Annotated in this window: 15 protein-coding genes and 1 pseudogene; all 16 read left to right on the top strand. The window is 44.7% G+C overall.

Translation table 11 applies throughout. From position 1 onward, the window contains the following. Window positions 1-146 precede the first annotated feature (146 nt). Window positions 147-437, top strand: coding sequence for a DUF4651 domain-containing protein (locus tag RCH62_RS03580; protein WP_048789486.1), 291 nt, complete (start codon window positions 147-149; stop codon window positions 435-437). Continuing rightward, the gene (locus tag RCH62_RS03575; protein ID WP_048789487.1) at window positions 434-751 is read left to right on the top strand and encodes a thioredoxin family protein; all 318 of its coding nucleotides are present in this window, start codon (window positions 434-436) and stop codon (window positions 749-751) included. Before RCH62_RS03580 ends, RCH62_RS03575 begins: the two co-directional genes overlap by 4 nt. A gap of 14 nt (window positions 752-765) precedes the next feature. Then, on the top strand, window positions 766-1,392 hold the full coding sequence (gene ytpR, locus RCH62_RS03570; RefSeq protein ID WP_048717533.1) for a YtpR family tRNA-binding protein: 627 nt from the start codon (window positions 766-768) through the stop codon (window positions 1,390-1,392). A gap of 236 nt (window positions 1,393-1,628) precedes the next feature. Further along, complete coding sequence (locus RCH62_RS03565) at window positions 1,629-2,024, top strand: single-stranded DNA-binding protein (protein ID WP_048789488.1); 396 nt, start codon at window positions 1,629-1,631, stop codon at window positions 2,022-2,024. Window positions 2,025-2,245: 221 nt separating this feature from the next. Further along, window positions 2,246-3,232: a substrate-binding domain-containing protein gene (locus RCH62_RS03560; RefSeq protein WP_306474636.1), complete on the top strand. Its 987-nt coding sequence runs from the start codon at window positions 2,246-2,248 to the stop codon at window positions 3,230-3,232. Then, complete coding sequence (locus tag RCH62_RS03555; RefSeq protein ID WP_061564659.1) at window positions 3,232-4,551, top strand: sensor histidine kinase; 1,320 nt, start codon at window positions 3,232-3,234, stop codon at window positions 4,549-4,551. Before RCH62_RS03560 ends, RCH62_RS03555 begins: the two co-directional genes overlap by 1 nt. Beyond that, entirely contained in the window at window positions 4,548-5,234 is a 687-nt protein-coding gene (locus RCH62_RS03550; protein ID WP_061564660.1) for a response regulator transcription factor, read from the top strand. Before RCH62_RS03555 ends, RCH62_RS03550 begins: the two co-directional genes overlap by 4 nt. Further along, entirely contained in the window at window positions 5,231-6,538 is a 1,308-nt protein-coding gene (locus tag RCH62_RS03545) for an ABC transporter substrate-binding protein (protein WP_061564661.1), read from the top strand. The genes RCH62_RS03550 and RCH62_RS03545 overlap by 4 nt, the downstream gene beginning before the upstream one ends. Window positions 6,539-6,672: 134 nt before the next feature. After that, window positions 6,673-7,113 carry a PTS sugar transporter subunit IIA gene (locus RCH62_RS03540; RefSeq protein ID WP_048789491.1) on the top strand — a complete coding sequence of 147 codons (441 nt, stop codon included), beginning with the start codon at window positions 6,673-6,675 and terminating at the stop codon, window positions 7,111-7,113. Between the two features lie 17 nt (window positions 7,114-7,130). Beyond that, window positions 7,131-7,625, top strand: coding sequence for a PTS sugar transporter subunit IIB (locus RCH62_RS03535; RefSeq protein WP_006595112.1), 495 nt, complete (start codon window positions 7,131-7,133; stop codon window positions 7,623-7,625). A 62-nt stretch (window positions 7,626-7,687) separates the two neighbouring features. Continuing rightward, a complete protein-coding gene (locus tag RCH62_RS03530; protein ID WP_048789492.1) occupies window positions 7,688-8,530 on the top strand; it encodes a PTS sugar transporter subunit IIC in 843 nt (280 codons plus the stop codon). After that, complete coding sequence (locus tag RCH62_RS03525; RefSeq protein WP_042361448.1) at window positions 8,514-9,368, top strand: PTS system mannose/fructose/sorbose family transporter subunit IID; 855 nt, start codon at window positions 8,514-8,516, stop codon at window positions 9,366-9,368. The genes RCH62_RS03530 and RCH62_RS03525 overlap by 17 nt, the downstream gene beginning before the upstream one ends. A gap of 102 nt (window positions 9,369-9,470) precedes the next feature. Then, the gene (locus tag RCH62_RS03520; RefSeq protein WP_306474635.1) at window positions 9,471-9,764 is read left to right on the top strand and encodes a DUF202 domain-containing protein; all 294 of its coding nucleotides are present in this window, start codon (window positions 9,471-9,473) and stop codon (window positions 9,762-9,764) included. A 127-nt stretch (window positions 9,765-9,891) separates the two neighbouring features. Then, a complete protein-coding gene (gene groES, locus RCH62_RS03515) occupies window positions 9,892-10,176 on the top strand; it encodes a co-chaperone GroES (RefSeq protein ID WP_006595108.1) in 285 nt (94 codons plus the stop codon). 23 nt (window positions 10,177-10,199) lie between these two features. After that, complete coding sequence (gene groL, locus RCH62_RS03510; RefSeq protein WP_306474634.1) at window positions 10,200-11,822, top strand: chaperonin GroEL; 1,623 nt, start codon at window positions 10,200-10,202, stop codon at window positions 11,820-11,822. A gap of 979 nt (window positions 11,823-12,801) precedes the next feature. Then, window positions 12,802-13,368: pseudogene (locus RCH62_RS03505) on the top strand (ABC transporter permease); the annotation flags it as partial.

Below are 13,368 nucleotides of genomic sequence, written 5' to 3'. Positions count from 1 at the left end.
AAGTTACCTTCTTTCTGATTGTTATTTTATCACTTTTTTAGTCGAGATGGTAGTGGCAGTTGACGGGAATGAAAGCAGATCGTCATGATGGGGAGAACTATTCTCCTTCGTTGTCCCAGCTTGTATTTTGTGTTACAATATGAGGTATGAAAGCTAAAAAAATCATTTTATCCAGCCTTGCAGCAGCTAGTGCAAGTGCTCTTGCCCTTGGGGCCTATAAAATTGCCAAAGATCAAAAACGTCTGCGGACGCAAGAAGAGTTAGTCGCAGAAGTCCGTGAGCAAATGGAGAATATGGGGAAGATTGCGACCCTTTATGTGGAACTCTATGAATCAAACGAAGAGCGTCTGGTAGGAGGGCTCGTATTTGAGGATGAGCGCCACTATCGCTTTGTCTATGAAGAGGGCCTCCTTCACTATGAAGAGGAAAAACTATGATCATTCCACAGTCTTTAGAGGAATTAGCTAGCTATGTCGAGCAAGAAGGAAAGAAGGTTTTCTTCTTTTCAGCGGATTGGTGTGGCGATTGTCGGTATATCCAGCCCTTTTTGCCAGAGATTGAAGCGGAAAACCCTGAATTTACCTTCATTTTGGTTGACCGAGACCAGTATCTAGACCTGGCTAAGCTTTGGGATATCTATGGCATTCCGAGTTTGGTGGTCCTAGACAAGGATCGGGAACTGGGGCGTTTCGTCAATCGTGATCGCAAAACCAAGGCGCAGATTTCAGAATTTTTAGCAGGATTGAAGTAGGAGAAAGAGAAAGAATGATTGTAACCTATAATAAAGAACAAGTCGGCGATGTCTTGATGCTCACCTTGAAAAACAGTGGGGATGCCAAGTTAGCAGTAGAGCGCAAAGGCAAAGTAGCCCGTGTCTACCGTGAAGACAAGCAAGAAACCGTAGCCTGGAATATTTTTGAGGCTTCGACCTTCTTTGCCCTTGAAGGTAAGGGGCAAATTTTCTTGAGTGATGAGCAGGTTGCACGCCTCAATCAAGAATTGCAGGCTGAAGGATTTGCAGAGGTCTTGGTCAATGACAAGGAGCCTAAGTTTGTCGTGGGGCAAATCGTGGAAATGGTGGCTCATCCAGATAGTGACCACCTCAACATTTGCCAAGTGGCTGTCGGACCAGACAAGACAGTTCAAATCGTAGCAGGTGCTCCAAATGCGCGTGAAGGTCTCAAGACGATTGTGGCTCTTCCAGGTGCTATGATGCCAGATGGTAGCTTGATTTTCCCAGGAGCCCTTCGTGGAGAAAAGAGCTTTGGCATGATGTGTAGTCCACGCGAATTGCACTTGCCAAATGCTCCACAAAAACGTGGGATTATCGAATTGCAAGATACAGAAGAGGTGGGAACTCCCTTTGACCCTGCCCGTCACTGGCAAGGATAAGAGAGTGGGACAGAAATCGATAATTCGTTAGAATTCGATTTCGTTGTCCCACCTCCGCACAGTTGAGTAGGGCTGTAAAAGCTGATGAATTCAGCGTAGTAGAGCCCACTCAACCACTGCGTCTCGCTCGATAATCCAAAGACAATTGAGAGGCTAGGACTTTTGTCCCAGTTTCTTTTTTATTTTTTCCTCAAATGGCTAAAAAACTACGAATTATATAAGTAGGAGGAAGAAATATGTACAATAAAGTAATTTTAATCGGGCGCCTTGTGGCTGACCTAGAGCTTCATAAGACCAGTACGGATAAGTCCGTTGCGCGTGCGACCCTGGCTGTCAATCGTCGTTACAAGGATCAAAATGGCGAGCGGGAGGCGGACTTTATCACTCTCGTGGTCTGGGGGAAATTAGCAGAGACCCTTGTCTCCTATGCCAATAAAGGGAGTTTGCTTTCTGTGGACGGTGAGCTTCGAACCAGACGCTATGAGAAGAATGGAATGACCCAATATGTGACAGAGGTACTCTGTCAAGGCTTCCAGCTCTTAGAAAGTCGTGCTCAACGAGCGATGCGGGCCAATGGAGCAGGAGGAGATCTAGCGGATCTCATCCTGGAAGAGGAAGAGCTTCCCTTTTAACAGAAGAGAACGGTGCAGCTGGTCAGCTGTGTCGTTTTTTCTTTTTCGAAACTTCTCACGGAAGTTGCAGGGGTAAGTCATCATATGGATTTATGAGTAAAACGCATTCATTTCCTAAAGACCTTCAAGCTCTTGATAAAAAATGATATAATACAAGGTATTAAATACGAACAAAAAATCTTTATATAGTAAAATGGTTCGTTCTTTTAAGAGGAGAAGAGATGGGGTTAGAAGAGGAAGCTGTTCAAAAGAAACACAATCGAGTGATGATCTATACGATATTTTGGAGCCTGGTTTTTGTGGTAGTGGTCATCTATTTGAATGCTAGCCAACTAAAACCGGTAAAAGGGCAGATGCGGATTGGTGTGACCTACATGACCATGAACAATGAATTCTACCAAACACTGAATGCAGAGATTGAACGAGTGGCTGACGAAAAAGGGGATTTGCTTCTAGTTCGTAATCCAGAATTGGACGAGGAAAAACAAAGTCAGCAAATAGATTATTTTCGTCAACAAAAGGTCAATGTGATTGTAATTAACCCCGTCAAAGGAGATAGCCCTAAAATCATTGCTTCCCTGAAGCGAGCTCGAGAGGCAGGGATTAAAATCATTGCAGTGGATAGTCAGCTCAGCCATTTCACGGTGGATGCCAGTGTGGTGTCTGATAATTACCAAGCCGGGGTCTTGGTCGCCCAGCGCCTGATGAAGCAGAAAAATGAGGCGAAGATCCTACTCTTAGAGCATAAGGGGACGGTATCGGCAGAGCAACGGATCCAAGGATTCTTAGATACCATCCAGTCGAAGCCTGCCTATCAGGTCGTTGGGAGAGAAGAGACCCGTGGTCAAACGGAATTGGCCTTACCAGCTGTTTCCCAGGTCATTCAGGATGGTCTGGTATTTGATACTGTCGTGGCCTTAAATGATCGGGCAGCTATCGGAGCCCTAGCGGCCATCAAGGAAAACCAATTAGCTCTGCCGATTTCTATCTATGGAATCGATGGCTCTCCGGATATGAAGGTCTTACTCTCGACGACGGATGATATCGAAGGGACGGTTGCCCAATCTCCTCTTAAAATGGGGAGACAGGTGATGCAAGTAATTGAGTGCATGAGGACAGGAAAACCCTACAAGGAACAATATAAGATCCCAGTAGAGATGATTGATAAGGATAATGTTGACCACTATGATGTCAACGGGTGGCAGTAATGACCAAGCTTCGTGGCATTCGTTATAGTTTGATTTTGCTAAAAATCATTAATTTTATCGCCATCTTATTTAGCAGTTCCCTCTACTTGCATGCGACCAATTACATCATTGCCAAGGGGCAAGGGTATCAATTATTGGAGCAATTAAGAGAAATACCGAGTTCACCAGCTCAGAATTTTTGGATCTCCATCCTTCTTTTTGGAGGGATTCTTCTCATTACCTTTTATCGGATGCGTCAAGGGACACAGGAGTGGTCGGTTTTTGACAAATGGAATATTCTAGAAATACTGCTGATGCTAGGCGTCATGATGGCCCTCAGCTTCTCCTATAATGGGATCATCCTCTTGGTATTTGCCGATATCTTTTATGGTTCCAAAGAGTTTAGTAGTTCCAAGGACAGACGCTATTGGTTTGCCTTTATCCTTCTAAGTTTCATAGTCCTCCTTGTGACCAATTATGACATTCTTTCTCTAGTTGTGCAGTTGCCTTCGCTAGATGCCTATATTGCCTTCTATCCTTCATCAATTCGGATGCTCATCCTATTCGCTAAAAATGCGCTAGCTTCCTTAAATATGGTTGTCTTTATTATTTCTCTTCTCTTTTACATTTTATCGGTAGTGGCAGAGCACCATCGGATCGAAAAAGAGTTAGAAATGGTTTCTCAGGTCAATACGGAATTAAATAGCTACATGGCCCTTTCGGAAAAGATTGCGGAGGACCGGGAGCGCAAGCGAATAGCACGGGAAATTCATGATACTCTGGGCCATGCCTTGACGGGTATTTCTGCAGGGATTGATGCAGTTGGGGTTTTGATTGATATTGACCCTGGTCGTGCCAAGACCCAGCTTCAATCGGTCTCTACGGTGGTACGAGATGGAATCAAGGACGTCCGGGGCTCTTTGAACAAGCTTCGGCCAGGTGCCCTGGAGGACCATACCTTGAGGGATGCGGTTTTGAAATTGGTTCACGAATACCAAGCTATTTCCAACTTACAAGTCGAGCTAACCTATGACTGGGATGATGTAGATCTGGATGTCATGGTGGAGGATACCGTCTTTCGAGTGATTCAGGAGTCCATGACCAATTCTGTCCGCCATGGTCATGCGACCCACATGCAGATTTCCTTTTTGGTGGAAGATGCCTATGTCATGCTTCTCCAAGATAATGGGGTCGGCTTTGACCAACTACAGGTCGGCTATGGCTTGAAACAAATGCGAGAGCGGGTCTCTATCTTGGGAGGAAGGATAGAATTTGCCAATCGAAATGGATTTTATACACGAATTGAATTACCCAAAGAAAAAGGAGGAAAGATCTTATGATCAAAGTAATGATTGCGGATGACCAAGCACTGATTCGCGAGTCGCTCCAAATTATTTTGTCTGCCCATCAAGATATTCAGGTGACTTCTGCAGTGGCGGACGGTCACGAGGTGATAGAGCGAATCCCCCAAGATAGACCAGATGTCGTATTGATGGATATTCGTATGCCCAAGATGGATGGTGTGATGGCGACAAAAGAAGTCAAGGAACGCTTCCCTGAGGTTAAAATCATCATTCTGACCACCTTTGACGATGATGATTTCATCTTTCGTGCTTTGAAATATGGAGCTTCAGGGTATTTGCTTAAAGGGGCTTCAACAGAGGAGCTCTATCAAGCCATTCAAATTGTCTATCATGGGGGAGCCATGATTAACCCTAATATTGCTAGTAAGGTTTTTCAGATTTTTTCTCAGATGGCTCAGAGCAATTACACGATCTCCGTTTCTGAAGAATATGTGAGCGACTTATCCCTGACTGAATGGCGGATCATCCAGCAGGTTGGTTTTGGGGAGTCTAATAAGGAAATCGCAGCCAAATTGTTCCTATCTGAGGGAACGATTCGGAATTACCTGTCAACCATTTTGTCTAAGTTGAACCTGCGGGATCGGACCCAGTTGGCTATTTGGTCTGTTCAAAAAGGTGTGACCACTAAGGATTTTGGAACAGAAAGTGATAGCCGATGAAGAAAATACGTAAGATTCGAGGCTCCAGATTGTTTCTAGGCTTGCTTTTTCTTTTTTTACTTGCTGGAGGGATTTGGTGGCAGCGTCAGCCTAAGCTTGTCCGCTTGGGGGTCTACGCTGGATCTAGCTGGGATGTGCCCACCCAAACGGAAGAAAAAGTCTTGGACCAAGCGATTGCTCGTTTCGAAAAAACGCATCCAGGGGTAAAGATTGTCTACGAAAGCGGAATTCCGAAGAATCAGTATGCGAGCTGGTTAGCCAATCAGATCCTCCATGGACAGGAGCCAGATCTATATATGGTATCCAGTACTGAGCTCCCGGTGTTAGCTGCGCGTGGGGCGGTAGAAGATTTGACCCCCTTGATGGACAAACAGGTCGATCCTTCTCATTTTTATCCAGTTGCCCTAGAAGCAGGTAAATACAAGAACCGTCAGTATGCCCTCCCATTTGAGAGCAATCCTGTTTTGATGTGTGTCAATAAAAATTTATTGGAAAAGGAAGGGATTGCTATTCCGAAAGAGGGGTGGACTTTGGAGGAATTTTATACGATTTGTCAAAAAGTGACGCGGGATACAGATGGAGATGGTGAGCTAGATCAGTTTGGAAGTACAGATTATACCTGGAGGGAGGCCTTGGCAGCCCATGGTGGCCAGCTTTTCAGTCAGGATAACATTAATCTGACGAGTAAAGAAATGAAGCGCTCGCTCTATTTTGTCGAAAAACTCGAAGCCCTTCATGGGAATTTCAATGTTACTTCTAAGGATTTTGATGAAGGCAAGGTCGCTTTTTATCCGATGACCTTGGCCCAGTACCGAACTTATAAACCTTATCCCTATCATGTTGCCAAATATTCAAATTTCACTTGGACCTGTATCCCTATGCCCGGGGCTTCTGGATCAACTCCGTCAACCTTAGTGGATACGTCCTTGTTTGCTCTGTCTTCTCGGGCCAGTGCTAGCAAGGAGGCCAAGGAATTCATGGAATTTTTGACCCAGGACCAGCAGGTCCAGCAGGAACTCTTCCGGCAGTCGCAGGGGACCTCTGTCCTCCCTTCGGTGGTCAATAGTTCGGAAAGTCGGGACCTTCTTAAAGCGGATGATTTCGGGGTTGATTCCTTGACGAATCGGACCCTGGACCAGATTATGAAAAAGGCTGTCCTAAGTACTCCTGGCAACCTACCCGATGATATCTGGGATCGATTGGATTATTTGATTCATAATGCTCTAAAAGCAAAGGATATTGATAATCAATTGCCTCAAATTCAAAAGATTATTGAGGAAATGCTTCGGGAGAAGTTTCGTTAAGAGCAACTAGGCATCTGTCAAGTGACAGATGTCATTTTTTTATTGACAGATGTCAACTTTTCTTTGTGACAAATGACAATAGTAAAACGCTTTCAAAAACAATACAATAAGGTCATCATAAAGGAGGAGAAAGGATGAAGTATCTGGTATTGGTCAGTCATGGTGGACTGGCAGAAGGTCTGAAAAGTTCGCTGGCAATGTTTGCTGGGGATAAGATAGATCAGGTGATTGCGGTCGGACTGAAAGAAGGCAAATCGGTAGATGATTTTGCTCATGATTTTCGTCAGGCGATTTCCCATTTAACAGATGAGGACTCTGTCTTAGTTCTAGCAGACATTGTAGGTGGCAGTCCTTTGACAACGGCAACGACAGTGCTAGAGGAGCAAGGAAAGCTGAGTACAGCCTTGATCTTAGGTGGAATGAACTTGACCATGGCGCTGACAGCAGTTGTGATGAAGGACATGATGGAGGGGGCTGATTTAGCCCAGGTGATTTTATCCGAAGCTTCCACAGCCTTGCAAGAATTTACCCTTGCCCCGGTAGAGGGTGACGATGATGAAGAAGATGATATTTAACTAAGGGAGGTTAGAAAATGGTAGTATCATTTGTACGGATTGACGACCGTATGATCCACGGTCAAACAGTAACTCGATGGGCTAAAGAAAAGCCTTGTGATGGCTTGATCGCCGTCAACGACGCAGCAGCTTCCAACAAGGTCTTGATTCAAGCCTATAAAGGGGCTTCAGATAAGAAAACCTTTGTTTGGACCAAGGAAGCTTTCAAAGAAAAATCTGCCAAAGTAACGGAATCAGAAACTCGCTATTTCTTGATTACTAAGAACCCCATCGATATGAAAGAAATTTTGGTAGACCAAGGGTTTGTCCCAGGCGATGTCAAAGAAATCATTGTCGGTCCTGCAAATGACCGTCCGGGTGCTGTGAAATTGGGAAATAACCAATCCATCACCCAGGAAGAAGCAGAAGCCATCGAAGCCATTCAGGCTGCAGGCTACAAGGTGAAATTCCAGTTGCTTCCAGATGTATCCATCGGTTACTGGGATGATTTTAAATCAAAATTCGGATTCTAGAGAGGGGAGCATCCTAGCTCTTCGTCACTAAACTATACTTACAAACAAAAGGAGCGTTTGTTATGACAATTTCATGGATTCAAGCAATCTTGCTTGGTATTTTCGCCAGCTTGTCTTCAATGCCTGGTATGGGTGGTTCCAGTATCGGGAACTATACACTTGGTCGTCCCCTAGTTGGTGGGTTGATCTCAGGGTTAATCCTTGGAGATGTGACAACCGGTATCATGGTCGGGGTTGCCCTTCAGGTCGTTTATATCGCCTTGGTAACACCTGGTGGAACTGTATCTGCTGATGTACGGGCTATTTCTTATATCGGAATTCCCCTTTCTATCTTATTTGTTCATGCTAACAATATCACGGGTGAGGCAGCAATTGCAGCGGCAGCAGCCCCAATCGGTGCAGCCGTTGGGACTATCGGTACCGTTCTTTTCTACGGTACTGCAACCATGAACTTGCTTTGGCAACATATCGGTTGGAAAGCCGTTGAAGAAGGAAACTTCAAAAAACTCTACGCAGTTGATTGGGTTTACCCATGGATTTCTCACTTCCTCTTCTCCTTCCTTCCAACCATGATTATCACCAAATACGGTGAAAACATGGTGGATTTGATGAAACAATACCTTCCAATGGATGGTTACTGGATGAAAGCCCTCTTTACAGTCGGTGCCCTTCTTCCATGTGTCGGTATTGCCATCCTCTTGAAGCAAATCGTTACAGAAGTAAGAGACTTCATTCCATTCTTTGTTGGATTTACCTTGGCAAAATCTCTTGGCTTGAACTTGGTAGCGAGTGCGGTAGTTTCATTGATCTTTGCAGTGATCTACTATGAACTTGAAGTGATTAAAACAATGAAAGTCGTCCCTGCTGGAGTAAATGACTTTGACGATGATGAGGAGGATATCTAAGATGGCTGATAAAAAGAAAATTTCAAAGAAAACGCTAACCAAAGCATTCCATCATTGGTATTATGGTCACTTGACTTGTTTTTCTCAAGAACACATGCAAACCTTTGGGTATTTGACTTCAATGCTTCCAATCGTGGAAGAAATGTATGATTCCAAAGAAGAACAAAAAGAAGCCATGCAAACCTATACAGCCTTCTTCAACACGGAACCACAATTGGGATCATTGGTTGTAGGGATCACAGCTGGTTTGGAAGAAGCGCGTGCCAATGGAGAAGCAGTAGATGGCGAAACCATCAACGGGATGCGTGCTGGTTTGATGGGTCCAATCGCTGGGATTGGGGACTCCTTGGTTGTTGGGACCTTAATTCCTGTACTTCTCGGGATTGCCCTTGGTCTTTCTAAAGGCGGAAACATTGCAGGAGCTCTCTTCTATATCGTCGTTTGGAACCTCTTGGTCTACTTAGGCATGCGTTTCGCCTTCTTCAAAGGCTATCACTTAGGGGACAAGGCTGTTGAATTCCTTGTAGGACCAAAAGGACAAGCCCTTCGTAAAGCAATTAGTGTGGTCGGTGGTATGGTCATCGGTGCTGTAGCAGCGACTTGGGTCTCTGTTACAACAGCCCTCGAATTCAAAAATGCTGACGGAGAAGCCTTCCTTAAAATCCAAGAAAAGATTGATGGCGTCTATCCAGGTCTCTTGACTGCTGCCTTTATCACTCTTTGCTGGTGGCTCATGGCGAAGAAGAAAGTCTCACCAAACAAGGTCATGCTTCTCTTAGTCATCATCGCCTTAGCTGGGGTAGCTCTTGGAATCTTTGACCCAGGTCTCAAATACTAAGAGAAAACTGGAAACAGTTTATTGCAACCGGAGCATTGAGAATGAAGTACGTGACCTCCTTTACGAATACTTCATTCTCAATTTTTATTGAAGGAGGCATCTATGCACACCAGACAAGAATTAATAAAAGGGTATGAGACGGAAATTCGCTACCAACGCCATATGTTGGAAAACTTGGGTCGCTGGTTTAGTGTGCTCTTTCTCATGGCCAGTATTGGTGGACTGCTGATTTATTTCTTTCACAAGACTTCCCTCCTATTTTTGATCTTAGGTAGCTTGATCGCCCTGATTGGAATAGCAGGGATGTTGGTAGTGGGGTATGGGATGTATCGTGGTCGAGCCAACTTACAAAAAGTTATCCAAGCTTACCAACAAAAACTAAATTTGGTTGGCTAGAAATCGAAAACACTTCGAAGAGATTGAGGTGTTTTTTTCTTGACTATTTTTGACCAAGTGATACAATAGAAACATGAGTTAGCACTCGTTGTTGAAGAGTGCTAAAATACAAGAACGGAGGAATGACATGTTAAAACCACTAGGAGACCGCGTGGTCTTGAAAGTAGAAGAAAAAGAACAAACAGTCGGTGGCTTTGTCATCGCAAAAGCAAGTCAAGCTGAAACCAAAACAGCAGAAGTCATCGCTGTAGGTGAGGGAGTTCGGACCCTCAGTGGCGAGTTGGTAGCACCAAGTGTCAAAGTCGGCGATACGGTCTTGGTGGAAAATCATGCAGGCGTTGAAGTGAAAGACGGCGATGAGAAGTACACGATTGTTGGGACTGCAAGTATTCTTGCCATTGTTGAAGCTTAAAGAATCAGAAAGGAGAAAGATGTATGTCAAAAGAAATTAAATTTTCATCAGATGCTCGTGCAGCCATGGTCCGTGGGGTAGATATCCTAGCAGATACCGTTAAGGTGACCTTGGGACCAAAAGGCCGCAATGTGGTCCTTGAAAAATCATTTGGGTCACCATTGATCACCAATGATGGGGTGACCATCGCTAAAGAAATCGAATTGGAAGACCATTTCGAAAATATGGGTGCCAAATTGGTATCAGAAGTTGCTTCGAAGACCAATGATATCGCTGGAGATGGAACAACAACTGCGACTGTCTTGACCCAAGCCATCGTCCGTGAAGGGATCAAGAACGTTACAGCGGGTGCGAATCCAATCGGTATCCGTCGTGGGATTGAAGCAGCGGTTGCGACTGCTGTTGAAGCTTTGAAAAACAATGCCATTCCAGTTGCTAATAAAGAAGCCATCGCCCAGGTTGCAGCTGTCTCTTCTCGTTCTGAAAAAGTCGGTGAATACATCTCAGAAGCCATGGAAAAAGTGGGCAACGACGGAGTGATCACGATTGAAGAATCTCGTGGAATGGAAACCGAGTTGGAAGTCGTGGAAGGAATGCAGTTTGACCGTGGTTACCTCTCTCAATACATGGTCACTGATAATGAAAAAATGGTGGCAGACCTTGAAAATCCTTATATCTTGATCACCGACAAGAAGGTGTCAAACATCCAGGAAATCCTGCCATTGCTTGAAAGTATTCTTCAAAGCAACCGTCCGCTCTTGATCATTGCGGATGATGTGGATGGAGAAGCCCTCCCAACGCTTGTCTTGAACAAGATTCGTGGAACCTTTAATGTCGTAGCTGTTAAGGCTCCTGGATTTGGAGACCGTCGCAAAGCTATGCTAGAAGACATCGCGATCTTGACAGGTGGTACTGTTATCACAGAAGATCTCGGTCTTGAGTTGAAAGATGCGACCATTGAGGCGCTCGGTCAAGCAAGTAAAGTGACAGTGGACAAAGATAGCACAGTCATTGTAGAAGGTGCAGGAAATCCTGAAGCTATCGCTAACCGTGTGGCCGTGATCAAATCACAAATTGAAACCACAACGTCAGAATTTGACCGTGAAAAATTACAAGAACGCTTGGCCAAATTGTCTGGTGGCGTTGCAGTCATCAAGGTCGGAGCTGCAACTGAAACGGAGTTGAAAGAAATGAAACTCCGCATCGAAGACGCCCTCAATGCGACACGCGCAGCGGTTGAAGAAGGAATTGTTTCCGGTGGTGGTACGGCCCTTGCCAATGTTATTTCTGCAGTTGCAACCCTTGAATTGGAAGGGGATGAAGCTACAGGACGCAACATCGTGCTTCGCGCCTTGGAAGAGCCTGTACGCCAAATCGCCCACAATGCAGGCTATGAAGGGTCAATCGTCATCGATCGCTTGAAACATGCAGAAGTCGGAACAGGCTTCAATGCTGCAACAGGTGAATGGGTCAACATGATTGAAGCAGGAATTATCGACCCAGTGAAGGTGAGCCGTTCAGCCCTTCAAAATGCGGCTTCCGTAGCAAGTCTTATCTTGACGACCGAAGCAGTGGTAGCCAACAAACCAGAACCAGCTCCAGCAGCACCGGCTATGGATCCAAGCATGATGGGTGGGATGATGTAACACACTTAGCCTAATGGGTGCTGAAGCACCTCATTAGGCTACGGCAAGCACTATGGTGTCTTGCCGAAGTGTCTTACTAAGAAAACAAAGAAGGCATTATCGGCCTTCTTTATTTTCTGTCGTAACCTGTGTGTTTGATTGAGGCTATGCCTCTAATCATTTGACGCCAACCGCTATCAGGCGGTTTGGCTAAACGTCTTACTAGCTCAAAGGGAGGAAAGTATCGTTCCTCCCTTTTTCGCGTCGTAACCTGTGTAATAAAGCACCTAATCATTGGATGGTAGCCACTATGTTGCAGTCTACCTAATCATCTTACTAGCTCAAAGAGGTTAGCAAGTCTCCAATCCTCAATCAATCATTGGATGAACTGATTATTCTAATCTTTTCTTTGTGGCAGAAGGATGCATATTTATATATATTACGAAAGTTTGTGAATTAAATTTGGCTGAAGCCTGTTTTTTCTACAGTTCGGTTTCCTTGCTTGACGAAACTAAGATCGATCTGATGGGGATCAGAGCAGTTATTTGAGGTGCGGGTTTTTGTTTACATATAGTGAAATTACGGGAAGAATAACCTTTGAAGCAGGTAGATAGATAGTTGGTATTTTGAAGTAACCTGCCTGTTCGATATTTGGAACAAAAATGCAATACAAATTCCTTTATTTTGTAACAAAGATGCGTTAAAATATAGGAAGTAGATAAATGTTCTACACTAGAGCAAGGGGGGAATACTTCCCACATACATGTCTAAAGACAAAAACTTGATCGAATAAATTAAAACTTTTTGATTCTTAATTTTTATCGACCTTTTTCATATTAAACTTTTTCATCCACCCCTTGCTAAGGCTCTTCCAGATTTTTCTGGGGGAGTTTTTTTTCTATTTCATAAACATTTCACATTTCTTTTCTATAATAACTATAACAAATGATGAAAGCGTCCACATTGTATCGCTGTGGACCTTGAAATGGAGGGTGAGTTCATGCTCTTACAACAGGCAATCGCCTATATTTCTCGAAAAAGAACGAGGAATCTGGTTCTCTTTCTGATTCTCCTCTTGATCCTCTCTTGCTTATATTTCTGTTTTTCACTGATGCAAGTAGGAGGAAGGCTGGAGGAACATATCAAACAGTCGGCTGGGACCAGTTTTGCCCTGACCAGTAAGCAGGGGAATACTCCCTTTGCGCTGAAAGAGGCTGAAAAGGTGCAGCGACTAGCTGGGGTGGGAGGCATGGTTCCTCAATATGAAAGTCCCGTTCGCATTCTTGGTAAAGAAGCGGTGACGGGGCAGCAGTCGGTAGAGCGGGATGATCTGGGGCAGGAAGCCAAGCAAGCGCTAGGCGCTGTCTTTACCCAGAAAACAGACCAGCACCTGGATTTCCGCAGTGGTAGTTTCCAACTGGTGCAAGGCAAGCACTTATCCGATAAGGCTCGCGGCCAGATCTTGATCCACCAAGAGTTGGCTAAGAAGAACAAGCTAAAGGTCGGAGATTCCTTGACCTTATCCAGCTTTCAGATGGGAGAGACTCCTGCCAAAGAGCAAACCTTT

This window comes from Streptococcus sp., from assembly GCF_030825805.1.
Taxonomy (GTDB): domain Bacteria; phylum Bacillota; class Bacilli; order Lactobacillales; family Streptococcaceae; genus Streptococcus.
This window is presented reverse-complemented; position numbering and strand designations above follow the sequence as displayed.